Origin of the sequence: Aureimonas frigidaquae (assembly GCF_001463905.1) — a bacterium.
Classification (GTDB): Bacteria; Pseudomonadota; Alphaproteobacteria; order Rhizobiales; family Rhizobiaceae; genus Aureimonas; species Aureimonas frigidaquae.
The window spans coordinates 29,449-53,656 of the sequence record NZ_BBWR01000017.1 but is presented as its reverse complement, the minus strand read 5'-3'; the positions used below and the strand labels follow the sequence as shown (position 1 = coordinate 53,656).

The 24,208-nt window shown below is 67.1% G+C and carries 29 protein-coding genes; 8 read left to right on the top strand and 21 right to left on the bottom strand.

What is annotated here, in order from left to right:
- Positions 1-25: 25 nt before the first annotated feature.
- The 11 genes from AUL30_RS16370 to AUL30_RS16320 all read right to left on the bottom strand — a co-directional run bounded on the left by AUL30_RS16370 (position 26) and on the right by AUL30_RS16320 (position 7,749).
- Positions 26-1,426, bottom strand: a complete 1,401-nt coding sequence (locus tag AUL30_RS16370) for an ATP-binding protein (RefSeq protein ID WP_062228977.1) — start codon at positions 1,424-1,426, stop codon at positions 26-28.
- 10 nt (positions 1,427-1,436) lie between these two features.
- A complete protein-coding gene (locus tag AUL30_RS16365) occupies positions 1,437-2,102 on the bottom strand; it encodes a response regulator (protein ID WP_062228976.1) in 666 nt (221 codons plus the stop codon).
- Between the two features lie 11 nt (positions 2,103-2,113).
- Positions 2,114-2,434 (bottom strand): hypothetical protein, encoded by a 321-nt coding sequence (locus tag AUL30_RS16360; protein WP_157070251.1) that lies wholly within the window; start codon positions 2,432-2,434, stop codon positions 2,114-2,116.
- Positions 2,435-2,506: 72 nt separating this feature from the next.
- A complete protein-coding gene (locus AUL30_RS16355) occupies positions 2,507-2,914 on the bottom strand; it encodes a DUF3168 domain-containing protein (RefSeq protein ID WP_083508006.1) in 408 nt (135 codons plus the stop codon).
- 129 nt (positions 2,915-3,043) lie between these two features.
- Positions 3,044-3,382, bottom strand: a complete 339-nt coding sequence (locus AUL30_RS16350; RefSeq protein WP_062228973.1) for a hypothetical protein — start codon at positions 3,380-3,382, stop codon at positions 3,044-3,046.
- A gap of 79 nt (positions 3,383-3,461) precedes the next feature.
- A complete protein-coding gene (locus AUL30_RS16345) occupies positions 3,462-3,713 on the bottom strand; it encodes a hypothetical protein (RefSeq protein ID WP_062228972.1) in 252 nt (83 codons plus the stop codon).
- Positions 3,714-3,715: 2 nt separating this feature from the next.
- Positions 3,716-4,057, bottom strand: a complete 342-nt coding sequence (locus AUL30_RS16340; protein ID WP_062228971.1) for a hypothetical protein — start codon at positions 4,055-4,057, stop codon at positions 3,716-3,718.
- A 30-nt stretch (positions 4,058-4,087) separates the two neighbouring features.
- Entirely contained in the window at positions 4,088-4,627 is a 540-nt protein-coding gene (locus AUL30_RS16335) for a lysozyme (protein ID WP_062228970.1), read from the bottom strand.
- Positions 4,624-6,762: a phage terminase large subunit gene (terL, locus tag AUL30_RS16330; protein ID WP_062228969.1), complete on the bottom strand. Its 2,139-nt coding sequence runs from the start codon at positions 6,760-6,762 to the stop codon at positions 4,624-4,626. The genes AUL30_RS16335 and terL overlap by 4 nt, the downstream gene beginning before the upstream one ends.
- Positions 6,759-7,085, bottom strand: a complete 327-nt coding sequence (locus AUL30_RS19850) for a hypothetical protein (protein ID WP_062228968.1) — start codon at positions 7,083-7,085, stop codon at positions 6,759-6,761. The genes terL and AUL30_RS19850 overlap by 4 nt, the downstream gene beginning before the upstream one ends.
- Before the next feature lie 163 nt (positions 7,086-7,248).
- Positions 7,249-7,749 carry a YcgN family cysteine cluster protein gene (locus tag AUL30_RS16320; protein ID WP_244490872.1) on the bottom strand — a complete coding sequence of 167 codons (501 nt, stop codon included), beginning with the start codon at positions 7,747-7,749 and terminating at the stop codon, positions 7,249-7,251.
- 115 nt (positions 7,750-7,864) lie between these two features.
- Between AUL30_RS16320 and AUL30_RS16315 the strand changes: the two genes are divergently transcribed.
- The 4 genes from AUL30_RS16315 to AUL30_RS16300 all read left to right on the top strand — a co-directional run bounded on the left by AUL30_RS16315 (position 7,865) and on the right by AUL30_RS16300 (position 12,019).
- Positions 7,865-10,030 carry a transglycosylase domain-containing protein gene (locus tag AUL30_RS16315; RefSeq protein WP_083508022.1) on the top strand — a complete coding sequence of 722 codons (2,166 nt, stop codon included), beginning with the start codon at positions 7,865-7,867 and terminating at the stop codon, positions 10,028-10,030.
- A gap of 31 nt (positions 10,031-10,061) precedes the next feature.
- Positions 10,062-10,628, top strand: a complete 567-nt coding sequence (locus AUL30_RS16310; protein ID WP_244490880.1) for a DUF1214 domain-containing protein — start codon at positions 10,062-10,064, stop codon at positions 10,626-10,628.
- Positions 10,621-11,175 carry a DUF1254 domain-containing protein gene (locus AUL30_RS16305; protein WP_062228965.1) on the top strand — a complete coding sequence of 185 codons (555 nt, stop codon included), beginning with the start codon at positions 10,621-10,623 and terminating at the stop codon, positions 11,173-11,175. Before AUL30_RS16310 ends, AUL30_RS16305 begins: the two co-directional genes overlap by 8 nt.
- A gap of 79 nt (positions 11,176-11,254) precedes the next feature.
- On the top strand, positions 11,255-12,019 hold the full coding sequence (locus AUL30_RS16300; RefSeq protein WP_062228964.1) for a hypothetical protein: 765 nt from the start codon (positions 11,255-11,257) through the stop codon (positions 12,017-12,019).
- Here AUL30_RS16300 and AUL30_RS16295 read toward each other — a convergent pair.
- Genes AUL30_RS16295 through AUL30_RS16285 form a run of 3 tightly spaced genes read right to left on the bottom strand, consistent with a single transcriptional unit; the run spans position 12,006 to position 14,569 of the window.
- Positions 12,006-12,341 carry a DUF1491 family protein gene (locus AUL30_RS16295; protein ID WP_062228963.1) on the bottom strand — a complete coding sequence of 112 codons (336 nt, stop codon included), beginning with the start codon at positions 12,339-12,341 and terminating at the stop codon, positions 12,006-12,008. The genes AUL30_RS16300 and AUL30_RS16295 overlap by 14 nt on opposite strands.
- Positions 12,342-12,345: 4 nt before the next feature.
- Positions 12,346-13,083 carry a peptidoglycan-binding domain-containing protein gene (locus tag AUL30_RS16290; RefSeq protein ID WP_062228962.1) on the bottom strand — a complete coding sequence of 246 codons (738 nt, stop codon included), beginning with the start codon at positions 13,081-13,083 and terminating at the stop codon, positions 12,346-12,348.
- 10 nt (positions 13,084-13,093) lie between these two features.
- Positions 13,094-14,569, bottom strand: coding sequence for a sensor histidine kinase (locus AUL30_RS16285; RefSeq protein WP_062228961.1), 1,476 nt, complete (start codon positions 14,567-14,569; stop codon positions 13,094-13,096).
- Between the two features lie 359 nt (positions 14,570-14,928).
- On the opposite strand from AUL30_RS16285, the gene AUL30_RS16280 reads away from it, so the two are divergent.
- Both AUL30_RS16280 and AUL30_RS16275 read left to right on the top strand, forming a co-directional pair.
- Positions 14,929-15,423: a DUF5330 domain-containing protein gene (locus AUL30_RS16280; RefSeq protein ID WP_062228960.1), complete on the top strand. Its 495-nt coding sequence runs from the start codon at positions 14,929-14,931 to the stop codon at positions 15,421-15,423.
- A gap of 107 nt (positions 15,424-15,530) precedes the next feature.
- Complete coding sequence (locus AUL30_RS16275; protein WP_062228959.1) at positions 15,531-15,953, top strand: SufE family protein; 423 nt, start codon at positions 15,531-15,533, stop codon at positions 15,951-15,953.
- Here the strand turns inward: AUL30_RS16275 and AUL30_RS16270 are convergent.
- The 3 genes from AUL30_RS16270 to AUL30_RS16260 form a co-directional block, all read right to left on the bottom strand.
- Positions 15,916-16,428, bottom strand: a complete 513-nt coding sequence (locus tag AUL30_RS16270) for a DUF6456 domain-containing protein (RefSeq protein ID WP_062228958.1) — start codon at positions 16,426-16,428, stop codon at positions 15,916-15,918. The two genes, AUL30_RS16275 and AUL30_RS16270, sit on opposite strands and share 38 nt — an antisense overlap.
- Complete coding sequence (locus AUL30_RS16265; protein WP_192843080.1) at positions 16,425-16,811, bottom strand: helix-turn-helix domain-containing protein; 387 nt, start codon at positions 16,809-16,811, stop codon at positions 16,425-16,427. The genes AUL30_RS16270 and AUL30_RS16265 overlap by 4 nt, the downstream gene beginning before the upstream one ends.
- Before the next feature lie 576 nt (positions 16,812-17,387).
- The gene (locus AUL30_RS16260) at positions 17,388-18,014 is read right to left on the bottom strand and encodes a TetR family transcriptional regulator (RefSeq protein ID WP_062228956.1); all 627 of its coding nucleotides are present in this window, start codon (positions 18,012-18,014) and stop codon (positions 17,388-17,390) included.
- A 172-nt stretch (positions 18,015-18,186) separates the two neighbouring features.
- Between AUL30_RS16260 and AUL30_RS19845 the strand changes: the two genes are divergently transcribed.
- Together AUL30_RS19845 and AUL30_RS16255 are read left to right on the top strand one after the other, a co-directional pair.
- A complete protein-coding gene (locus tag AUL30_RS19845; protein WP_157070249.1) occupies positions 18,187-18,333 on the top strand; it encodes a DUF3563 domain-containing protein in 147 nt (48 codons plus the stop codon).
- A gap of 149 nt (positions 18,334-18,482) precedes the next feature.
- Complete coding sequence (locus AUL30_RS16255; protein ID WP_062228955.1) at positions 18,483-19,247, top strand: carbohydrate kinase family protein; 765 nt, start codon at positions 18,483-18,485, stop codon at positions 19,245-19,247.
- Positions 19,248-19,250: 3 nt separating this feature from the next.
- Here AUL30_RS16255 and AUL30_RS16250 read toward each other — a convergent pair whose 3' ends face one another.
- From AUL30_RS16250 to AUL30_RS16235, 4 genes are all read right to left on the bottom strand, one after another.
- The gene (locus AUL30_RS16250; RefSeq protein ID WP_062228954.1) at positions 19,251-21,491 is read right to left on the bottom strand and encodes a xanthine dehydrogenase family protein molybdopterin-binding subunit; all 2,241 of its coding nucleotides are present in this window, start codon (positions 21,489-21,491) and stop codon (positions 19,251-19,253) included.
- A complete protein-coding gene (locus tag AUL30_RS16245) occupies positions 21,488-22,480 on the bottom strand; it encodes an FAD binding domain-containing protein (protein WP_062228953.1) in 993 nt (330 codons plus the stop codon). Before AUL30_RS16245 ends, AUL30_RS16250 begins: the two co-directional genes overlap by 4 nt.
- Positions 22,477-22,980 (bottom strand): 2Fe-2S iron-sulfur cluster-binding protein, encoded by a 504-nt coding sequence (locus tag AUL30_RS16240; RefSeq protein WP_083508001.1) that lies wholly within the window; start codon positions 22,978-22,980, stop codon positions 22,477-22,479. Before AUL30_RS16240 ends, AUL30_RS16245 begins: the two co-directional genes overlap by 4 nt.
- A 91-nt stretch (positions 22,981-23,071) precedes the next feature.
- Entirely contained in the window at positions 23,072-24,202 is a 1,131-nt protein-coding gene (locus AUL30_RS16235) for an anhydro-N-acetylmuramic acid kinase (protein ID WP_062228952.1), read from the bottom strand.
- Positions 24,203-24,208 lie beyond the last annotated feature (6 nt).

Here is a 24,208-nt window from a genome sequence, read left to right as displayed (position 1 = left end):
CGGGGCAGGACGTGCCCCGTGACGCTCAAGACATCGTGCCCTCAACGGCCCGTGGCAAGATCATTTCGGCGCGAAGCCCTCCCAAAGGGGCACGTTGCAACAAAAAATCCCCGCGGTATTGCAAAATCGTATCGGCGACGATGGACAGGCCGAGGCCGCTGCCCGGCTTGGCTTCGTCCAGCCGTCGCCCGCGCTTCGTCGCCTCGAGCATCTCCTCGGCCGTCAGGCCCGGGCCATCATCGTCGATCGTCACTCGGATGCGATCGGGACCAGCGTCGGACAGGGTCACGAGGACGCGGCTGCGCGCCCATTTGCCGGCGTTCTCCATCAGATTGCCGAGCATCTCCTCCAGGTCCTCGCGCTCACCGGCAAAGACAGGGTCGTAATCGGACGGGGTCCGCTCCACGGTGACGGACAGATCCGGGTTCAGCCGCGCAATGACCTTGACGATCCGCTCGACCGAGGGTTGCAGCCGGGCCCGAACGATCGTTCCCTCGATGGACGCCGCGCGCCGCGCCCGGTCCAGGTAATGCTGCACCTGGATGCGCATGCGCTCGCTCTGCTCGGCCACGATACGCCCCTGCTCGCCCCCGATAGCGCCGGCCTCGTTGGTCAGGACGGCGATGGGCGTCTTCAGGGAGTGGGCGAGATTGCCGACCTGCGTGCGTGCGCGCTCGACGATGCGGCGGTTGTTGTCGATCAGCGCGTTCAACTCCACGGCCAGGGGCCGGACCTCCCGCGGGAGGCGCTCGTCCAGGCGCTCGCTGCGCCCTGCGCGCACCGCTCCCAGGGCACGGCGGACACGGCCGAGCGGCGACAGGCCGATCAGAATGGCAAGCGCGTTGATCAGGATCGACCCCGCGCCGAAGGCGCCGAGATAGAGCGAGAGCCTGCGGTTGAAGCGGGCGACGTCTGCCCGGACCACGTCGGCATTGCCCATGACGCGAAAGCGGGCGGCATGGTTGTCGGCATCCAGCACCACTTCGGCCTCCTCGACATAGACGGTTTCGCCGTCCAGGCCCGGGGCCTCGTAAGAGCGGCGATACTGCCCGTCGAACGGCACCTCGCCCGTCGACGGCGCCGCGATGCGGCCGGGCCCGAGCGAGAAGGAGGCGAGCCGGCCGGAGGTGTTGTCGCTGGCCGGCAGCACTTCCCAGTACCAGCCCGACAGGGGCTGCGAATAGCTGAGGTCGCCGAGGTCCGGCGAGCCCGAGAGCACGCCGCCGTCCCGCACGGCCACCGTGTTGATGAGGTTGAAAAGCTGCGCGCGCACGACGGCCTGGAATCCAGCCTCGGCCGTATCTTTGTATAGGCTGGAGATCAGGCTGCCGATGACGACGAAGGCCGCGACCGCCCAGAGACTGGACAGGAGGATGACCCGAAGGGTCAGGCTGTCGGTCAGGCGACGCCGGATCCGGCCGATCATCGGGCGGCGCCTATGGCGTCGGCGGCGACAGGCGATAGCCGAGGCCGCGGACGGTTTCGATCATATCGCTGCCGATCTTGCGACGCAGACGGCCGATGAAGACTTCGATCGTATTGGAATCCCGGTCGAAATCCTGGTCGTACATATGCTCGGTCAGGACGGCCCGCGACACGACCTCCCCCTGATGGTGCATCAGGTAGGACAGGAGCCGGTACTCGTGCGAGGTGAGCTTGAGGGGCGTACCGTCGAGCGACGCCCTGGAGGCGCGGGTGTCCAGCCGCAAGGGGCCGCAATGGATATCGGAGGATGCATGCCCCGCCGCCCGGCGGATCAGCGCGCGCACCCGGGCCAGCACCTCTTCCACGTGGAAGGGCTTGGCCACGTAATCATCGGCGCCGGCATCAATCCCCGCGACCTTGTCGCTCCACCGGTCCCGCGCCGTCAGGATGAGCACCGGCATGGTCCGCCCATCACGCCGCCAACGCTCCAACACGCTGATGCCATCCATCCGGGGCAGCCCGACATCCAGGATCACCGCGTCGTAGGGCTCGGTATCGCCCAGGAAATGCCCTTCCTCCCCGTCAGCGGCGCGATCCACCACATAGCCGGCCTGGATGAGCGCTTCAGCTAATTGACGGTTGAGGTCCCGATCGTCCTCGACGACTAGAATGCGCATGCTCGCCGTTCCTACTGCGGTATCGAAACCGTCACGCGCCGCGGCCGATCACCATCGCGACCGGGCACGAGAACGGTGACGACGCAGATCGTACGGCCGCCCTGTTGCGTTACGGAAACGGAAAGAACCTGGCCGCCGGACTGTGCCGCGGCCTGCGAGGCCGCCGCCGAGCAGCTCCCCTGCGCGACAAGCGTTGCACGCTCACGCGCGTGGTGCTCCTGCCGGCCTTCGGGCCCGGCCCCTGTCCACGACATTGCGGCGGCCGGACTGTGCGCGTCCAGCGCCAGGCCCAGAAGGGCAGCAACCAGCATGGCTCTGGTGGTTTTCGGCATTCCCGCTCCGGCGACGGACCTCATTGATCCCGCTTCTAGCCCATGGAGCTTGAACGGGCCATGAACGCCCTGTCAGGCGAGCGGCTGCCGCGTTGCAGAAAAGCGGAGTATGCCGTGATAATCGGTTGCGTCCGGCTCCTGGCGCGCCTTGGCGAATTGCAGCTTCAGCCGCAGGAGGTTGCCATTGTCGAAGGGCAGCAACGCATCGTCCAGAAGGGCCGAAACGCGGTCCATGACCTCGAAGGTCGCTGCCTTGCTGCCGCCGGCACCGTGCACATGCAATGTCAGGACATGTTCCGAACCGTCGGCGCTGCCGCGCGCCCAATCCACCACCTGGGTGTGGCCCAGCGTCAGCCGCGGTGCATCGCCGGGCACACGGTCACGCGCGAAGCGCCGCCCATTGACGAGCAGAGCGGCCCGGGCATCCGCGGATAGGGCGGAGGCAATTGCCGTTTCGAAGTTGCCGCGGTCTTCTGCCATGACTGCACCTCGGTCATCACGCATATTCATATGCCTTAATGTGCCGTGACTTGCGTCGTATGTCTACCATTCCTGTTAAGTCTTTGTTCACCATGCCGAGAGCGGAATGCCGCGCGGTATCGGCATGGTTCACCCCAGAAAAGGCCAGTTGGCGGGATCGGATGGATCACCGCCGGAGAAGCGCCGTCCTGCGGCCATGCTGCCGGGTTGCGGCAGGGCGGTGATGGCGCCGCAATCGCCCATGGCATCGGCGATCGTCCTGTCATCGAGCTGGCAGCGTGGCACGGCCTCGGCACGCGCTTCGTCCGCGCGCAGGAACACGAACCAGGGCGTCTGCAGGAACCACGGCACGCCGGCCGCCCGGGCGGGAACGAAGCGCCCGAGCCCGTCCGGACGCTCGCGCCGGGCGCTGCCGCCCGGCTCGCCGTCATCGCATCGCTCGACCTCATCCCCGATGGTTACGCTCATAACTCACCCTCATCCCAACACGACGACTCTGCGACCAAACATCTATAATATCAATGATGTTTTTTGATACTTTTAAGCGTCAGCGTGCTGCGCTGCGGAACCAGGCCAGGATCTTCATCAGCGCCTCGCCCAGCATGACGCCGCCGAGCACCGCCCCCACAAGGCTGATGATCAACCATCGGGAGAAGCGGCCGATCGTCATGGCCGAGCGGACAAGGTCGATCCCCGCTTGCAGAAGAATGACGTCCTCGCGCCGCAGCCGCATCAGGAAGGCCTGGGTCTCGGGATCGAGCTCGGCAAGCTCGACGCCCGGGCGGGCATCCTCGCTCATGCTCATCGCCCGATCGGGCGCTGGGCGCGCCAGCGTCCATACAGGGTCAGCCCTGCGCCGATGGCAGCGCCCGCCGAGGCGAGCGCCGTCGCGCCGAGTTCGGCGTCGAGCCACCCCGCCCCGAGCCCGAGCAGCGGCGCCAGGCCGGAAATGATCGCCCCCCATGTCACGCGGGACGCATACCAAGGCTCCTTGTTCGCAAGGTGCTGGACGCCGGGCAGAAGACTGTCGGCGACGGCATCAATGAGGCGGGGGACGTCACGCTCGGCCAGGGAATGGTTCGGATCGGCTCCGGCCTGGCTCAAAACGCTCGCTACCGCCTGCCGCATGGGATGGTTCTGCATGTCGTATTTCCTTGTTCTCAGGCTGTCTCGTCAGTGGCCGATGCGGGCGAGGATGGGGCGCAGGTCGCAAAGGCGGCCGCGGCCCCAATCGACCGCGCCGGCTGCATTCGCGGTATAGACGCGCGCCGATCCGCCATGGCCGTAGATGCCCTGCGCAAACAGCCGTTTTTCCAGCCTTCGCCGGGGCAGAATGGCCGGCGGTCGCCGCCAGGCGAGAAACAGTGCCGCGGCACGTTCGAACTGGCCCTTGTTGATGGCGTGCGTCAGCCCGGCCCGGGCGATGGCCCCGGTATTGAAGTGGAAGCTGACCAATGCGTCGAACTGGGTCTGGCTCACCCGCCGCTTCAAGGCGGCCGTCACCTCGGCTTCGTAGCGCGCGATGTCGCGGTGGAACAGCGCGACGAGGTCGTCCAGCGGAACGGGCGCGGACAGGTGCTCCGGGTCCGGCGGCCCCGCCGCCGCCGTATGGCCGATGCCGATCGTCCAGACACCGACGCAGTCTCTGTAGCGGGATGTGACGATTCCCTCGTGACCGGCAATATCCGCCAGTCCTTCAAGGCTGGTTCTCAAGCTTGTATCCCTCCATTCCGATACGTCAGGACGATTGTGGGGAACTCCCGCGACAGCGCCCTCAATGCGCGCCCACCGCATTGAGGTAGCCGCCCAAAGCTGCGTTCATCGCCAGTTCCTGCGCATCGCTCAGAGCGGCCCCGAAATAGGCCGCCGCCATCCGCACCGTGGAATAGGCCGAGCCGGCGGCGGGCTGGCCGGCGAGAAGCCGCGTCGGCGGACGCCGCGAGGACTGGACCATCTGGGGCACGGTCACGCGGGGTAGACCGCGCTGTCGCAGCGTGAAGCTTGCCGCGGCCGCACGGCACGCATGCGTCATTCCCGTGCCGTCCACGCCGGCCACCTCGATGTAGCCGCTGGTGCCAGTGTTGTTGACGCGCGCAGCGAGCGCCGGCGTGGAGGCGGACGCGTTCACGATGAGGTATGTCCGGCTGTCGGTCCGCCCCATCTTCCCGCAGGAAGCGTTCCACCTGTGGCGGGATCGGCCGGCCGCTCATGATCGACAAGGTGCGCACGGAAAAATGCGATGCCATGATCTCCGCCGCGATCCGGATCGTCTCGCGGATCGCGGCATCCAGTGCCCGCCGCCGCTCGTCGATCCGCAGCGTCCCGAAATTGCCCTTGATCCGCTGCGCCGTGGCCGTCTCCGCGCCGGACGAAGCGCCGCGCAGAACGTCCGATATGCCGGTCATCCGGTCCAGCATTTGCGTGACCTTGGTCAAGGCATCGACCTGGTCGTCATATCGCCCTCGGGGGAACGCCAGGAGCTCGGAGACGAGGTCCGCGAGCCAGGGGGCGCCGGCCCGAAAGAAGACCCGGCCGGAGGCCATCTGTCCCTGCAACGACCGGGCCCTTGCCACCTTGTCCGTCGTCGATGCTTCCTGCACCCGGTTGAAGAAGATGCGCCGCTCCGCCATCCGGCGGCGCAGGAACGGGCCGATGCTGCGATGGATCTGGCCGGACTCCTCGGCCCAGGCGCTGGGATCGTACTCAGCGACCAGATCGAGCAGCGGCTCGATCCAGCCATCGGCCTCGCCCTGGCCCCGCCAGAGATCGTGGATGAAGAGCTGCCCCTCCCGGTCCATCGCCACGACGGCATGGACGGTGAAGTCGCCCCCGTCCGAGACGGCATAGTCCGAACCGCCATAGAAGCGGCAGCCTTGCGGCAGGGTCTCGTAGGTGCGGATCCACGGCCGCCGGAAGATATCGCCTTCGTCCGGTGCGGGGCGCTGCTGGAACAGGCTGGCCCAGCTCCGCGGGTTGCGCTCGAACTGCGCCCAATGATCGGGTCCGAACCATTCGGGCCACAGATACGCGCCCCGGCTCCGGCCGAGCGGATCATCGTCCCGCTCCGCCTTGGCCTGCAGGCAGATGACCTGCCACGTCTGTCCGTCGCGGCAGGCAATCGCCCCGCTCTCTCCGGCATAGCCTTGCGGCAGGATGGCGCCGGCCAGGTCGTCCTCGTGCCAGCGGGTCTGGACCAGGATCACCGAACCGCCGGGAAGCAGGCGGGTCATCAGGTCGTCCTGGTAGGCATCCAGCGTCTTGCGGCGGATAACCGGGCTTTCGGCCGCCTCGCGGCCCTTGACCGGATCGTCGATGATCACGAGGTCCGCCCGGTTCCCCGTGATCCCGGACAGGATTCCGCCGGACATGTATTCCGCGCCATTGGACAGGGCCCATTCGTCGGCCGCCGAACTTTCCGCGGAAAGACGCGCACCGAAGATCGGGCCGTAGCCCTTCTGCTTGACGATGGAGCGGCAGCGCCGCCCCAGCTTGCGCGCCAGCTCGCTGGCATAGCTGGCGCAGATGACGCGAAAGCCCGGCTGGCGCCCCATGGCCCAGGCCGGTGTCAGCACGCTGGCATAGGTGCTCTTGGCACTGCCGGGCGGCATGAAGACCATCAGCCGGCCGCCCGGCCGATCGATGCAGGCCTGAAGCTCGGCCATCAGCAGCCGATGATGCTGCGCGATGCCTGTTTCGACCGCAACGAACCGCTCGCAATCGGCACCGTCCTCCACCGGGCGGCCGGGAATGTCGACCGCCTGAGAAAAGCCCAGGAGCCCCTTGCGCGCGGCGCGCCGGCGCAGGAGTTCCATCGCCGCGGTGCCGAGCGGCAACGACGCCGCGCTCATGCGGCCGCATCGTCGTCCGGCACGCCAGCCCGTGCGATGCGCTGCAACTCGGCATCGCTCAGATCGAGGGGCGCCGCTTGGACCTCTCCGGACCGCGCCTCGTCCGGTGTGGCCGTGGATGGCTTGCCGTAGGCCCGGTCCAGAATGGCATTGGCAGCCGATATGCGGGCCGCTTCGCTGCCGCCTTCGCGGGCGATCTCGACCAACGCCGCCAGCGCATCCTGCGCGTGGTCGCGCGCCAGTTCCGCCAACGGCCCCGTCTGTACAGAGTAGGTCGTCCGCGCGCGGCTCCGCCGTGCGCCGGTTCCCTTCAGTCGCGCCATGCCCGCTCCAGATCGTGGTTGAGATAGTGGGATGCGCAAACGAAAAAGGGCCGCCACCGCAGGTGCCAGCCCATCGCATCCATCGTCAGAAACCGGGGTTCAAACCCTCACAGAAATCCGACCGTAGCCAATACCTAACCTTTGACCGCAGCGCTGTCAACAGTCATTTCAACGATGACGTCTTTTCTTTCATAGGATTTTCGCCCGGCCAGGATGCGAGATGGTCTTCATAATCATCCAGCTCGACGCCGATTTCGCTGACCACGCGGCCACGCACCGAGATTCCGGCAGCGTGGACAGTGTCTCGGTCACCGGACAGGAGGTGATGCCACCAGTACAGATCCTGCCCTTCCGCCACGAGCCGGTAGGCGCATGTCGGCGGCAGCCAGCCGATGCTGCGCACGCTTTCGGGCGTCAGCGGCAGGCAGTCCGGAACGGTGGCGAGCCGGTTGGGATAGTCGGAGCAGCCGCATGTATCGCAATCCAGGAGCCGGCAGGCGACATCCGTCCATGCGATCTCGCCGGTGTCCCAATCTTCCAGCTTGTTCAGGCAGCAGCGACCGCATCCGTCGCAGAGCGACTCCCATTCGGCATGGGTAAAATCCTCCAGCGCCCGGCCGCGCCAGAAGCCGCTGTTGCCGAAATCACGCAGCGGCGGATTCAATGCGGAATCTTGCCGGCGCGGCTTGTTGTTTACCGTCAATTTGCTCACCTAGAGTTATAAAGGGCGCCGTGACCGGGTGACGGCTCCGCTCCGTACGCCCCTTTGTAATGTGGTGGTGAGAAGCGTGCAGGAACAGATCCCACCCAAACGCCGCAAGCGGCGTGGGCCAACGCCACTCATCGAGCTGGATGCCTGGCTGGATAGCAGCTTGTGGCGCGTTTTTCACGGCTTTTCCGCGTTTTGGGAAAGCCTGACCATCCTTTCGCGCCGCTTCCGGGCGCGGGGCTTCAACCGCGTCATGGTGGAACTGTCCTGCGAAGGGCTCACGCTTGGCCTGGCGGGCCTGGTGGTGCTTCTGGCCCTGGCGCAGCCTGCCATGCGGCTGACGGCCGGCGGCCTTCCGGTGGAGGCCGAATATTCGGTGGCCTTCCTGGACCGGCACGGCAACGAGATCGGCCGGCGCGGGCAGTTGCGGGCCGATGCGGTGCCGATCGATCAGATGCCGGACCATTTCCTCAAAGCCGTCCTGGCCACGGAGGATCGTCGCTTCTTCGAGCATTGGGGCATCGACTTCGTCGGCCTTGCCCGCGCCATGAGCGAGAATGCGCGCGCCGGCGGCGTCGTCCAGGGCGGATCGACGCTCACGCAGCAGCTTGCCAAGAACATCTTCCTGACCAACGAGCGGTCGATCGACCGCAAGATCAACGAAGCCTTCATCGCGCTTTGGCTGGAAACGCACTTCTCCAAGAACGAGATCCTGTCCATGTATCTCGACCGCGCCTATATGGGCGGCGGCAGCTTCGGGGCCGCGGCGGCGGCGCAGTTCTATTTCGGCAAGGACATACGTGACGTGAGCCTGCCGGAGGCGGCCATGCTGGCCGGCCTGTTCAAGGCACCGGCCGCCTACGCACCGCACATCAACCTTCCGGCGGCGCGGGCCCGCGCCAATGTCGTCCTGTCCGCCATGGTGGATTCGGGCTTCATGTCGGAAGGTCAGGTCGTGGCCGCGCGGCGGCGCCCGGCCACGGCCGTGGACCGGTCCACCACCGTCGCGCCGGACTACTTCCTGGATTTCGCCTATGACGAGGTCCGCAGGATCGCCGGAGCGTTGAAGGTGCGCAACCTCACGGCCCGGGCCACGATCGACATGGGGCTGCAGAAGCTGGCGGATGAATCCATCGACTACCATCTGCGCCAGTTCGGCAAGACCTACGGCGTGGAAGAAAGCGCGATGGTCGTCCTGGACGATGAAGGCGGCATCCGCGCTCTGGTCGGCGGGTGCGATTACGGCGTGTCGCAGTTCAATCGCGCCACGCGGGCGCTGCGCCAGCCGGGCTCCTCCTTCAAGCCCTATATTTACGCCGCGGCCATGGAAGACGGCATGACGCCCAAGGACATGGTCGTCGATGGCCCGGTGCGCGTTGGCAATTGGTCGCCGCAAAATTACGGCAACAGCTTCTCCGGCCGCATGAGCGTGGAAACGGCCCTGGCGCGGTCCATCAACACCGTGGCAGTGAAGCTCAGCCAGCGGGTCGGATCGGGCAATGTCGCCAGGCTGGCGGCGCAGATGGGGGTGGCAACGCCCCTGCGCGGTGACAAGACCATCGCTCTCGGCACCAATGAGGTGACCGTCCTCGACCAGGCGACAGGCTACGCCGTCTTCCCGGCCGGCGGCATGGACTCGCACCGCCATGCGATTCTCGAACTGATCGACGGCAACGGCAAGGTCGTCTGGAACGCCGAGCGGGACCTGCCGCCCCGCAAACGCATCCTGTCGGAGGATGCGGCCCGCAGCATGAACGAGATGCTCGTCCAGATTCCGGAGCGCGGCACCGCGCGCCGGGCCGCGCTGTCCATGACGCGCGCCGCCGGCAAGACAGGAACGACGCAGGGCTACCGCGATGCCTGGTTCGTCGGCTACACGGGCAACTTCACGGCGGCCGTCTGGTATGGCAACGACAGCTTCAAGCCGACCGACAAGCTGACCGGCGGATCGCTCCCGGCCATGACCTGGCAGCGTTTCATGGAAGCGGCGCATCAGGGCATCGATCTGCGGCCGATCCCCTTCATAGAGGATCCCCTGCCCGCACCGGGAAGCGTCCCCGTGGCGGCAAACGGCCCGGATGGCGCGCCGGCGATCAGCCGCCCACCCACCATCAATGCGCAAACCCAGCGTCTCCTCGCGCGGCTGGCGCGCATGATGCGCGATGCCGCACCCCTGTCGCCTGACCGTCTCGCCGCGGCGCAGGACGCGACCGCCCCCACGGCCGAAACGCGCTGACGGCATGGCAGGTCCAAAGCTCGTGGCATTGATGCTTCTTGCGCTCGCAATCGCCTTCGGCGGGGGCGCCTGGTCGGTCGACCACCTCCTGTCCCGCTTCGAGGGGTCCGGATTCCTGACCTCCGGCCCCTGGCACGCCGACCGCCTGGCCGGCTCGCCCACCGCCGATCCCTATTCGCGCGCCCGCACCGCGCGCGAAGGCAACCTCATCCTCGGCCTCGGCGAAGGCGTCGCCTTCCGGGCCGGGACCGATTCCGCCTATCGCCCGCTGCGGGCCGATTGCACCTATCGGATCGAGGGGCAGCTTCCCATCGCACGCCTCTACACGCTGACGACCTTCCGCCCGGACGGCCGCCCCGCCTTTGCCGCAGGCTCCGACCGGCCGGGCACCCTCATCTCGTCGCGGCTCATGCGGGACGATGCCAACGCCGCGCCGATCATCGCGAGCGCCGGCGCGCAACCCGGCAACTGGCTGGCCCTCCCGGCCGAGGGCAGCTTCGTCCTGTCGCTGACGCTCTACGATACGCCGGCCAGCAGTTCGGCGGGCGTCGGCGGGCTGACGCTTCCGTCCATCGAAAGAGTGTCCTGCCGTGGGTAAGCTCATCCTGGCCCTGGCGACCGGGCTGATCGGCGCGGCCATCGTCCATATCGCGGTGATCTTCCTGATGCCGGCCGTGGCGCAGGACAGCGCCTGGAACAAGCTTGCCCGCCTGTCACCACCCGAGGTCACCGTCACAATCGACACCGGGCCGCAGAGCGCCTTCGCGCTGATGGATCCGGCATTTCGTGTCAGCGCCTGCCGGTTCGACCTGACGGACGGCCCCATCCGGGTGGAGGCCGCCGCGCAGCCGGCCTTCTGGTCCGCTTCCGTCTTCAGCCGCGCGGGCGACAACCTCTACAGCATCAACCAGCGCGCCGCGCTGGACGACCGCCTGGACCTCGTCATCGGCACACAGGCGCAGTTCGAGGCGCTGCGGATCGGCGGAGAGTTCGAGGAAGGAGCCTCCATCTTCGTGCCCTTCGATGCGTCCGAAGGCTATGCGCTGCTGCGCGGCCTCGTTGAATCGCCGAGCCTCGCGCCGCTGATGGACAGTTTCGTGCAAACCCTGCGCTGCACCGCCATCCCGCTTCCCGACCCGCAATGACATGGTTAATGCTAGGTTAAGGAATCGCCTCTAATATCGCGTTAGACCTATCCAATCCCGCGCGGGAGATTCCTTCCCAATGGAAGCCGCACCGACCCTGTTCCGCTCGTTGGAAAGACCCGGCGCCGCGCTGTCGATGGAGACCGCCGTCCTGGCCGCGGTCGCAGCCTATACGGCGCTGGCCCGCCCTGCCGGCCAGCAGACGGCCGAGCTGTCCAGCCTGATCCTGTCCACCTGGCCGCAGCTTTCGGGCGCGGCGAAAAAGGATATCGTTCAAGCGCTGCGATCGCATCCGAACCTGCCCCAGGCGGTGATGGAGCTTCTCGCCGACACAACCACCGTGCCCGGCGGCAACGATACGCCGTCGCCCATGCTGGGCCGGGTCCGCAAGACGCTTCTGAGCCTTGCCCCTTCCGCAGACACCACCGGCCTGTCGGACAATCCGCTCCTTGCCGGAGTTGCCGCAGCGGCGCTGCGCGGCGACGTGCCGGCAGCGGAAGCGGCCATCGCCAAGGCCTACGGTCTTTCGGCGGAACGGCGCGCGGCGCTTGCCGCCGATGCCGCGGGGACACTCCTGGCACAGGCCCTCAAGGGGCTCCACGCCACCCCCGGGGATGCGCTCGGCATTCTCATGGCGCTGCGGCCCGATCTTGCCCGCGACATGCCGGCGCTCGACCGCATGGGACGTTACTACCGGGCCCTCGACGAACAGGCCTGCCGCAAGGCTTTAGCCTCCGGCCCTGCCGGGTTCGGGCAGTTGCGCGAGCCTTCGGCCGATGCCACCACGCGCACGCATTTCGGCCGGCGCACGGTCAAGCCGCCCTATCGCGTCAGCTTTCCCTGACGATGTCGAGGTAACGGCCGGGATCGTCGGTTTCCAGTTCCACGATCCAGAAATCGGGGTCGAACCGCGCCTCCCGCTCAAAGCGCCGCGCCAGCGCTGCCTCCTCGAGCGGCGGTTCTTCCATGAAGCGGCGGTCGCCGCCCTCTCCGGCCAGCATCTGGGCAGCCGGAGCGTAGAGCCGGACGGTACCGTCACGCATGCGCACCGTCAGGAAGATCGCCCCCGCAGATTCGGCCCCATGCCGAACCACGGCTGCAAAGCCGCCATCGGCAAAGACACGGCGCAGGATCTGCGCGACGAAGAGCGTGCTGGTCAGCCGCATCGCGCTACCGGACGGCGCCGAGTTCCGTCAGCTTCTTCAGGACTTCGGGTTCGGCTTCGCCGGTCACCGCAAGTCCCTGCTGCGTCTGGAAGGTCCGGATGGCGGCCCGCGTCTGCGCGCCCATGATGCCGTCGGCCTTCAGCTCCGCCACCCGCGCATTGGCAAGACCGGCCTGGATCTGCCGGACGAGTTCACGGTCGGCCTGCTGGGCATTCAGTTCGGCCACGCGCTCCTCCAGGCTGCGATCGTCGCCGCCCGGGGTGGGATTCACCGCGCCGTACTGGCGCACCTGTGCCAGGAGCAGCGGCGTGATGACGCCGTCGATCTGCAAGCCCTGCTTTTCCTGGAAGGCACGGACGGCCAGGTCCGTCGCCTGGCCGGGCCGGCCGTCGATCTCTCCCAGGTAGAAACCGTGCGTCTTGAGCACCTGCTGAACTTCCCGCACCAGCGGCACGGACATGATGCGCGGGTCGTTGACCGGGGTCCACGGCTCCACCACGGCCGGCGCGGGCGCCGCCTGGACCGGCGCCGATGCGGACAGGACCGTTGAGGTCACGTGGGTCCGGGTGGCCATGATGGGATTGACGGCCAGCGGATCCTGGCGGAGCGCATTGGCGCCCACGACCGAGCTCAGGACCACGAAGGCTGCCGTGCCGCCATAGAGAACCGGACGGCGGGCCACCAGCCGGATGGTCGTCACCAGGCCGGCAGCGGCGAGAGCGCCGGTTGCGCGCAAGGCCATGCCGATCCGGCTAGGCGGTGCGGCGGTCCGGCGCTTGCGGGTCGTCGACGGGATGGTTCGGGCTTTTCTTGCGGGCATTGTCCAGGCTTACGATGTTTTCCTTGAGGGTGAAGCATCCGGCGTCTGCGCGCTCTGCGCAATCCACCGGTATGAAGATGTCGACGACCGTCCCGACGCCCGGCTGGCTGGACATGTCCATCCGGCCGAAATGCTGTGTCGACAGGGCGCGCGCAAGCTGCAGCGCGCACGGGGTGACTGTCTGGCCCGACGCATCGGCGACGAGCCCGTCGCTCGTGTCGGACATATGAATGGACAGGCCGTCCGGCCCGGCATCCACGACAAGGTCCACCCCGCCATGCCGCGTCGCATGGACGGCAAAGACCGTCAGGACGGCGATCAGATGGCGCAGCGCCTCGCCATCCGCCAGGACGGCCCCCCGGGCACGAATGTCCGGCGCGAAGGCAAGGCCACGCCGTTGCGCCTCTGCCAGCGCCGGGCCGGCCGCCTTAGTGACGAGCGGTTCCAGCTCCACCGGTTCGGGCCGCAGGGTAAGCGAACCGGCTTCCAGTGCCACCAGATGACAGAGCGCACCGGCCAGGACCGGCGTTGGCAGGCCCGCCGTGCCGGACTGCGCCGTTGCCAGCTCCTGGCCGATAGACGCCAGAAGATTGCGCTTGGCGGCGCATTCGCGCTCATAGGCACGCAACGCACCCTGCACGTGGAGTGGCGCAGCGGCGCCCCCCGTTGGATCGAGGATCGCGAGCACGCCATGCCGCGATCCCGGGCGCGGCATGGCGACCAGCCGCAGCCGTGCCGCAACCGGACCCGTCAGTTCCGCCCCGGCACGCAGGATGAGTTCGCTGCGGCGAGCACCCCGGCGCAGGCTCGTCAAGGCCGACAGGAGCGCCACGCGGTCACGCAGATGCACCGCTTCGGTAATCGACCGTCCCGCTGCGACCGCGCAGCCGGCCTCGCCCGGCCGCACGACGTTCAGGATCACACCCGTATCGTCCAGAAGCAGGACATGATCGCCGGCGGCCTCGGCCAGGATGGCGCGCATGGCATCCGCCGCCGGGCCGGAGCGCGGCAGATTGGCCGAGCGCCACAGGACCGCCAGGCCGCCGGCCGCCACAAAACCCGCCACGAGCAAACCGATGGGCAGAACCGACCAGGACAGGGCAAGGCAGACCGTCGTCGCGCCGGCCAGAAGCAGAAGAAGGGCACCGAGGTATGGGAGCCGCGTCGCAGTGCCCACGGTCAGGACGGCGGCCGCCATGCTGACCGATGCCTGGAACAGGAACTCATGGGCGACCATGCCCCGCGTCCCCTCCACCACGGATGCGACCGCAGCGGTCAGGCCAGCCACCAGAAGGGCACCCAAGGCGCCGCGGCGGAAGCTTCTGTCGGCGCCTTCAATGCCGAGGGGAAGCAGCCCGTCCAGGCCTTCGCGCAGCCAGGACGCAGGCGTGGACCAGGCGGCGCGCATGCGCCGTGCCTCGTTCCTGTCGCGTCCTTTAGCCGTGTGTTCGATCATTCCGGTCGGTGTCTGCCATCATATGTCTGGTTCGCCGATCGTGCCGCCCAACCATTTAAGGAAGCCATAAATCTGATCCGCCGCAGCGGCCGCAATGGGGCGGCAAAGGCCCGGGGCGGGGATTGGCGGGGCAGGATCGTGCCGTATGGTTAACACCCGCCTTCCAAAGAAAAGCCCGAAATAACAGGCAATTGGCTGTGTGGCTTCAGGCGTCGCCACGGCCCGTCCGGGCCGCCATGCGCAATGTGCAAGGGTCCGGAAACCCATTTGCCTGTATGGGTGGCATCCAGCGAAGGAAAAGGCGGTCGCATTTGGTCCGTTTCATTCTCAGAGCGGCGTTCCTGCTCGGACTCATTGCCTTCTTCCTGCCGGGCGGCAGGAACGAGGATGGGCCTTCGCTCAACTATTTCCAGGCTTTTGCCGGCCTGCAGGAGGCCATGTCCGACCTCGGCGGCTTCTGCGACCGGGCGCCGACGGCCTGCAACTCGGCCGGGCAGGTCGCCGGCTTCGTCGCCAACCGGATCGGCGATGGGCTCGAATTCGGGTATCAGGCGCTCACCGGCGCCCGCGGCGCACCGCAACTCCCCGCCGGCCCGCCCGCCACCGTCGACCCGACGCCCGGCGCGCCGTCGGCGGGGCACGCCCCGGCGCCCGCCTCGGCAGCAGCCATGCCCATCGGCGTCCCCTACATCCCGCTGGCCGAGCGGCATACCGCTGCCACGACCGCCGGCAGCGGCGCTGCCGTCCCCGCCCCCTCGCCGCGCCCACCCTCCACACAGGCACTACCGCCATCATCGCCGCACTGATGGCCGGCCGCGGCCTTTTAAAGGGCGGCGTGGGCACCTTATATGCGCCGGACGGAGTCAGTGCCCGTCGACGGGCATTGGCGCCCGGCACACGAGGAACGGTTTTCATGCGCAGCATCGACGACATCATCGCCGACTTCGACCTTCTGGACGACTGGGAAGACCGGTACCGTTACGTGATCGAACTCGGCCGTGAGCTGCCGCCCATGCCGGCCGAAGACATGACCGAGGCGAACAAGGTGCGCGGCTGCGTCAGCCAGGTCTGGCTGACGGCGCGGGTCGAGCCGGGCGCCCCGCCCATCCTGCATTATACGGGTGAGTCCGATGCACATATCGTGCGTGGCCTGGTGGCGATCGCACTGGCGCTCTATTCCGGCAAAACGCCGGGCGATATCCTGGCGACCGACGCCGAAACGCTCTTTGCCCGGCTCGGTCTGCAGGAACATCTGACGCCGCAGCGCTCGAACGGGCTACGATCCATGGTGGCACGCATCAAGGACGATGCCCGTCAGGCGGCGGAACCGGCCTGATCGAGGGCCGGGCATCCGGGCCCATCCAGCCGCGCATCGCGCCGGCCCTGTCGCGGCCTTCGGCGCGCTCATCATAGCCGTAATGGCGCGCCAGCGCCGCCAGGGCAACGCGCAGCAGGAACTTGGCCGATCGTGCCGGCCAGCCATGGTTGCGCTCGACAATTTCCAGACCCAGTTCAAGGCAACACAGATCCACGAGCGGACCAGCCAGTTCGGACCCGACGGCATCCAGCGCAGCATGGACCCTGCGCCGGGCATCCATGGCCATATCGCCGGCGTCTTGCGCGCCGCCGCGGTCCTGCCGTCCGCCCGGCATCGCGTCCAGGCGCATGGTGACGCGTGGCTGCAGTGCCGCCCGCTCGAAATCCCGGCCGAGCCGTTCGCCGGCCTGGATCTGCGCCGGAGTCAGGAAGGCCCCCGCCCCGCCCGATGCCCTGCCGAGGCGCGTCAGCGGCGTGTCGGTCCGCCGGCTCATCGCGCGCCATCCGGGATCAGCGCACGGCAATGTTTGGCCACATGCTCCATGCGCGTGACAAGGGCATCGAAGGCGGGGTCGTCCCTACGGTCCTCGACCCGGCTCAGGGCGTGGGCGATCGTCGTCCGGTCACGCTGGAAGGCTTCCGCAATCACGCGGCGCGGTCTCTGGAAAACGACATGCGCAAGATAAATGGCGATATGGCGTGCATCGCTGGTGGCGGCCCGGCAGCGTGCGCGGCAGGCGATCTCGTCTTCCGGTTGCTCGCAAAAGGCAGAGCTTATGGCCACCGCAAGCGCGCAGGCCGTATCGTCCATCGACCAGCCATCCTTGCCTGCTGTCACCAGGCCGGCGGCTTCGGCCGGCCCCGCATTCATTCGCATCAACATGTCCCCCGACGGTTTGAAAGGCCGGATTCAACAACCGTGCCGGACCATGGGAATACATTCTTATGATATCCTTCGGTTGTTTTTCCCTTTTGCCAATCACTTCAGGGTTTGCGCACCTTCCAGGACCGTCATCCTGGCCGGAATTTGTCCCCACCCGGCTCCGCCCCCTGCACCCTGCACCGCAGCATCGACGTTTGCGGAACGAGGGCAATGAACGAATCGACGACACTGGAAGCCGCGCTTGCGCGGGCGGCACGGCGCTATGTGGAGGCCGCCCGCAAGGCACGCGATGAGGCCGCGGCCGATGCCGAATGCCTCCGTGTTCTATTCCATCTGGGATTTTCCCGTGCGGAACTGACGCCGCTGGTCGGTGGGACGGGTCCGCTCGCGCCCCCGCTCGCCGAACTGGCGGTGGCCAGCCTCCGGCGCGCGATCAGGCGCATGGGCAGGCTGGCACGGTGCGGGAACCCGCGCTACGACATCAATCTGCACATTGCTTACAGCCGCACGCTCCGCAGGCTGGCCGGCCCATCCAGGACGCCCGACATCGAACGCCAGTGTGGCCGGGACTCAAGGCGTCGTCGCCCGAACCTGCATAGAGTTGAAGAGACTGTCCATGGTCAGCCGGCCGATCCGGCCGAGGTCGAAGCCGCATTCATCCTTGAGCCATTCCCCGAACAGGCCGATTAGGATGCAGATATAGGCGTTCGTCGCCGCCTCTGCCGTCCAGCCCTGCCCGAGCGTGCCGTTGCGCACGGCGCGCTCGAAAATGGCTTCGACATTGCGGCGCATCGTCATGCGGTCTTCCCGATGAACGCAAAGCGCCTCCTCCATCTCTCCCACATATTCGCACCGCAGGAGGATGATGGTGAAGACACGGCGTGCCCGCTGGTCGCCCATGAAACGGTCGAAGGTCGCAATGGTGAAGTCACGCAGCGCGCCGATCGGGTCCTCGCTATCCAGAAGCGCACTCGCCTTGAAGAACTCTTCCTGCGGCAGGTGTGCCCGGTCGCACATGGCACGGAACAGGTCGGACTTGTTGCTGAAATGCCAGTAGATCGCGCCGCGGGTCACCCCGGCCGCCGCCGCGATCTGGTTCAGACTCGTCTGGCTGACCCCGCGCTCGAAGAACACCGTCTCCGCTGCGTCGAGGATCGCTTCCCGCGTTTCAGCCGCTTCCTGTTTCGTACGCCGCATATGCCCGCCTATGTTACATTCATATATGAATGTAAAAATGCTGCAATGCAAGGACTTCGGAAGGGTGCGCCGCTGCTTCCACGCCAAGCCCCGCATGGCTGCCATGCAGCAGGCTGGATTGCTCCGATTCGGAGTGGCTCCTACACTTCAGACAACGATAAGGAGCAAAAACATGGTCAATCTCAAGGGCAGCCTTCGACGCCTGATCGCAACCGGTAGCCGCGCTCGTGCGGAAGCCGACTATCTCGACACGGCAACCTCGCTCGTCGACCTGGAACTGCGCCAGCGCGAGATCGCACGCGGCCGTTTCCGTCGCTGACGACCGGTCACTTCAGTTTATAACGATTAAAAACTACGGCTGACCGGCTTGTGTAATGCCATCTTGTCACACATGGCTTGACGTCCGCTGATTTTCGCCAATCCTACTACCCTGAAATCGACTCCGAGCAGTCGAGGGGCGAGGGTTGAATGCTGACTTTTCTTGGTTCCGTCCAGCGTGACGGCAATGCCGCATCCACGGGGTGGGCAGCCGACCAGGCACGGGCGGCCGCCGTGCATGGTACACGCGTCCAGATCCTGTCGCCTGATCTTCCCGCCCTGGGTGAAGGGCAGGCCGAGCCTGACCCGGCGGAAGGCGTCGAGTATCGGCACACGGCAGGTGACGCCGCTGTCGACGATGCCGTCTCCAAAGCCTCGACCACCCTCGTCCTGATCCCCGATATCGATTATGCGCTTCTGATGAAGGCTGCGGGCGCGGCGCGGTCCTCCGGCCAGACTGTCGTGCTCGTCCTGCCGGACATGCCGCAATGGCTCGACATGCCCAAGCTGCACGCCCTGCTCGGGCGGACCGACATCCTCGTCCTGCGACAGGCGGAGCTGGAGCGGGCCGTCGACCTGCTCGGGCGCGACATGCTGGGCGAATCCTCCACCACCATGGAGATGGTCGCCTCCCTCGCCTATTGGGCATCGTTCGGCGTGATCGCAACGGACGGGCGCGAGGGCGCCGTCTATGCGGAGGGCGAGAATGCCCCGACGCGGTATCTGTCGCCCGATGGGCACAGCTTGGCCGACAGCCGGGTCTTCAACATGTTTGCCGGAGCGCTCGCCGCTTCCCTGCCCGAACACGGGTTGCCGGATGCGATCCGGTATGCGCTCGATGCCGTTGGCCAGCGCCTCAGGGCCGACGGTACACCGTCGGCTCCTAAGGCGGCGGACATTGTCCTTCGGAGCTGATCCCTAACGGGGCCCATGGCCGGCCGGCAGGCCGGCCAGGACCTTGTCCAGCGTCATCGGATAGTCCCGCACCCGCACCCCGCAGGCATTGTAGATGGCGTTGGTGATCGCTGCGCCGACACCGCTGATCGCCAGTTCGCCAATGCCCTTGGATGCCAGCGGGCTGGCATAGGGATCCAGCTCCGGCAGGAAGACCACCTCCAGCTGGGGCACGTCGGCATTCACCGGCACATGATATTCGGCAAGGTCGTGGTTGACGATCAGCCCGTTGCGCGCGTCGACAACCAGCTCCTCCGTCAGGGCGGTGCCGATGCCGAAGATCTGGCCCCCGAAGCACTGGGAACGCGCGGTCTTCTCGTTCAGGATGCGGCCTGCCGCCGCCACGGTCAGGAGCCGGCGAACCCGTGTCTCTCCCGTCACCTCGTTCACCCCGACCTCGCAGAAATGCGCGCCATAACTTGCCTGGTGCGTCGACTTGAAGGCCTTACCTGGCTCGAACGTCGCCTCGATGACGAGGTCCTCGCCCTTCAGGAGAGAGGCCAGCGTGACCTGCCGGTTGCCGGCAATGACATTGCCATTTGCCAGGCCGAGCTCGGATCGGTCCGCACCCATGCGTTTGGCAAGCGCCGTGATCGCCTGCTCGCAGGCGGTATAGACAGCCGATCCACTGGAACTGGCGCCCCAGGAACCGCCGGAACCGGGGCCCTGCGGCAAGCGGGAATCGCCCAGCACGACCTCGATGTCTTCGGGCGCCAGCCCCAGCATATCCGCCGCGATCTGGTTGAGGATCGTATAGGTGCCGGTGCCGATGTCGGTCATGTCCGTTTCGATCCGCGCCCCCTTCTCTGCCAGGAGCGTCAGCCGCACGCTGGCCGGCTGGAGCATGTTCTTGCGCGACGCCGCAGCCATGCCGTAGCCGATCAACCATTCGCCATCGCGCAGGTCCCCGGGTCGTTTGGGGCGGCGTTCCCAGCCGAAGCGGCGCGCGCCTTCGTCCATGCAATCCACCAGTCGGCGCGATGAAAAGGGCAGATCGTCCTGGGGATCGCGCTCCGGCTCGTTCCGGCGGCGGAACTCGATGGGATCGATCTTCAGCTTCTCGGCCATTTCGTCCATGGCATTTTCAAGCGCCAGCATACCGACCGCTTCGCCCGGCGCGCGCATGGACGACGCCATGAGAATGTTGGCGTCGGTGCGGCGGTGGGTGATACGTCGGTTTTCGCCGGAATACAGGAACATGGTGGAAATTCCGGCCGGCTCGAAGAACTGGTCCCCCACGCAATTGCTGGTGATGGTCTCGTGGCCGATCGCGGTGATCCTGCCGTCCCGCGTCGCGCCGAGCCGGATCCGCTGCTGCGTCTCCCCGCGGCGGGATGTCATCTGGAAGACCTGCTGTCGCGTGAGGGCGATCTTGACCGGCCGCCCGGTCTCGCGCGCCGCGAGCGCGGCGAAGACGGCCTCCGCGCCGATGCCGAGTTTGCCACCGAAACCGCCGCCGATATAGGGCGCGCGAATGGTGATGCGCTCCTTGGGCATGCCCAGCGCGGCAGCCAGCTGGCCGACATTGGTGGAGATAAGCTGGTAGCAGCCGTCGAGGATCAGATCCTCGCCGTCCCATTCGGCCACGGCGGCATGCGGCTCCATCGCGGCATGGCTCTGGCTCGGCGTCGTATAGATGGCGTCGAACGTCACCTCGGCAGCGGCGAAGCCGGCGCCGAAGTCTCCCTTTGTCACCGTCGACGGCACGGCGCCATCGCCCGGATCGTAGGCCGTGTCCGTCAGCTCCTTCGGATCATAGTCGCCGTCCAGAGGTTCGTAATCCACCTGGACAAGCCTTGCCGCCGCCCGGGCCACTTCGAAGCTGTCGGCCACCACCAGGGTCACCGCCTGCCCGTAATGGACGACCTCATCCTCGATCAAGGCGGGCTTGTTGTCGCTGGGGTCGGCCGAGCCGCGCACGGCGCGTGCATCGCGCACCACATGCCGGACGCCGGGCATGGCCTCCGCGGCGCGGCTGTCCAGGCGAATGATCCGCGCCTTGCCGCGTGTGGACAGGACGAAGTAACCGTACAGCGCATCCTTGCGGTTGCGCGCTGTCTCGTAAGCATAGGCCGCCTGTCCGGTGACCTTGAGCGGCCCCTCGTACCGATCCTGCGGCTTGCCGATGACGGAGTTCATGCTCCGGTCGATCCGCGTTTCCCGGGCGGGGGCGTCCATGCGGTAATGTGCCTTCAGCGTGCTCATGCACCGTCTCCCCGTGTCGCTTCCTGAAGGACAGCCGGCAGGGTCCTCCGGACAAGATCGAATTTGAAGTCGTTGTCGCCATAGCCATGCGCATCGGCGAGCAGGAGATCGCTCGCCTTCGAGAAGAGCGCCGCATCCGGCCGCTGCCCCTTCAGGTGACGCTCCAGCTCGGCCGAGCGCCAGGGAACCGTACCTATCCCGCCGAAGGCCAGACGCACGTCGGCCATGCGCCCGTCTTCCATGTCGACCACGGCGGCGATGGACAGAAGCGCGAAGGCATAGGACGCCCTGTCCCGGACCTTGCGATAGATATGCCTGCCCGCAAGCGGCTTTGGCAGAGTCACGGCCGTGATCAGCTCGTCCGGGCGAAGCGATGATTCGATATGCGGCGTATCCCCCGGCTGGCGGTGGAACTCGGCAATCGGAATGCGCCGTTCCTGCCCTTTCGCATCGACGGTTTCGATCACGGCATCGAGCAGCCGCATCGCCACCGCCATGTCGGACGGGTGTGTGGCGATGCAATGCTGCGACGTTCCCAGTATGGCGAGGATGCGGTTGAAGCCCTTCATCCCATCGCAGCCGGCGCCGGGCTCCCGCTTGTTGCAGGCCGATGCCGGCTCGTAGAAATAGCCGCAGCGCGTACGCTGCAGAAGGTTGCCCGCCGTCGTGGCCTTGTTGCGCAACTGGCCCGACGCCCCGGCCAGGAGGGCCCGGGACAGGACGGCATAGTCGCGGCGGATGCGTGGATCGGCCGCAAGGTCGCTGTTGGGCACCAGGGCGCCGATGCGCAAAGCCCCATCGCCCGTCTCCGCAATGTCGCGGAGCGGCAGCCGGCTGATATCCACCAGCCGCTCCGGCGTTTCCACCTGCAGCTTCATGAGGTCCAGAAGATTGGTCCCCCCGGCGATGAAGCGGGCGCCTGCGACCTCGCCCACTTTCCCCGCGGCTGCGACGGCGTCATCCGCCCGTACGTAATCGAAGGTCTTCATGGCCGCACCTTCCCGGCCGCGTCCCGAATGGCGTCCACGATGTTGGGGTAGCAGGAGCAACGGCAGATGTTGCCACTCATGCGTTCCGAAATTTCAGCATCGGTCAGCTCCTGCGCACCGTCCAGCGCCTGCGACGCATGGCTCGGCCAACCGGCGCGGTGTTCCTCGAGCATCCCAACGGCCGACGTGATCTGCCCGGGTGTGCAATAGCCGCATTGGAACCCGTCATGTTCCAGGAAGCTCTGCTGCATCGGATGGAGGTTGCCGGGCTGGCCCAGCCCCTCGATGGTGACGATCTCGTCATCCTCGTGCATCACCGCCAATGTCAGGCAGGAATTGATGCGCCGGCCGTTCACCAGCACGGTGCATGCCCCGCACTGCCCGTGATCGCAGCCCTTCTTGCTCCCGGTCAGACCTAGATGATCCCGCAGCGCGTCCAGGAGCGACGTGCGGATATCGACATCCAGCGCATGGGCGCTGCCATTCACCTTGAGTTGCATGGCCAAGCCGACCCTTCCTTGTAATCATTCCACGAGACAACGCGGAACCATGCGGATGGGTGCATCGGCAGCCGAAATTTCGTCGCCTTGCTTAGCGTTGTTCCTCCCCCGCCGGGTGGACGACCCCGCCGACAAGCGGCGCGGCCACGCCCGTCGTCAGCGGAAAGCTGATCGGCAGGCCACGCCGGCGGCGCAGCGCCAGGAGGGCGAAGCACTCGGCCTCAACCCCATCGCCGCGCAGGCCGAGCGCATCGGCATCGACCGCTTCCACCCCGCACCGTTCCGCGATTTGCCGCATCAGATAGGGGTTTTTGCGCCCGCCCCCGCAGACGACGAGCCGCCGGATGCGGGCCGGCAGAAGGGCCAGCCCGCGCGCCACCGCCCCGGCCGAAAAGCTCGCCAGGAGCGCCGCGCCGTCCTCGAGCCCGCACCCTTCCGCCATTTGCGCGGTAAAGGCGTTGCGGTCGAGCGACTTGGGATAGGCCGCTGAAAAGAACGGCGCGTCGAGAAGGGCCGCAAGCTTTGCCTCGTCCACCCGGCCGCCGGCAGCGATACGCCCGTCCCGGTCCATCGCCTCGCCCGTATGACGGGCGATCCAGTCGTCCAGCGGGGCATTGGCGGGGCCGGTATCGAAAGCGTGCAGCGTTCCGTCCGCCGCCGCCCAGCTGATATTGGCGACCCCGCCGAGGTTCAGCATGGCCGTATCCTCACCGGCTCCGATCCGCCGCAGCAGCGCGCGGTGGTAGATCGGGGCGAGCGGCGCGCCCTGCCCGCCGGCCGCCACATCCGCGCTGCGGAAATCGTTCACCGTTCGGATGCCGGTCAGCTGCGCCATGAGCGCGCCCGAACCGAGCTGGCGCGTCGCGCCACGGCGGTTTGCGGTCGCCGGCCGGTGCAGCACGGTCTGGCCATGGAAGCCGATGGCCGCGATGCGGCCGCGGTCGATCCCGTGCCTGTCCAGCACATTGAGGACCGCAGCCGCCTGCGCCCGCGTCAGCGCGTCCTCGGCAGGCGCGAAGGCGGCAGGCTCCGGACCCTCGAAGCCCCATCGCGCCGCTGCATCGACCGCTTCCAGGAGCAGCGGCCGGACCTGCGGCGGGTATGGCTCCAGGCTGATGGGGCCGAATTCCAGCACGGTCTCGCCGTCCGAACGGATCAGGCCGACATCGACATTCCCGTCCAGGGCCGTCCCCGTCATCAAACCGACTGCCCAATCGCCCATGCAACG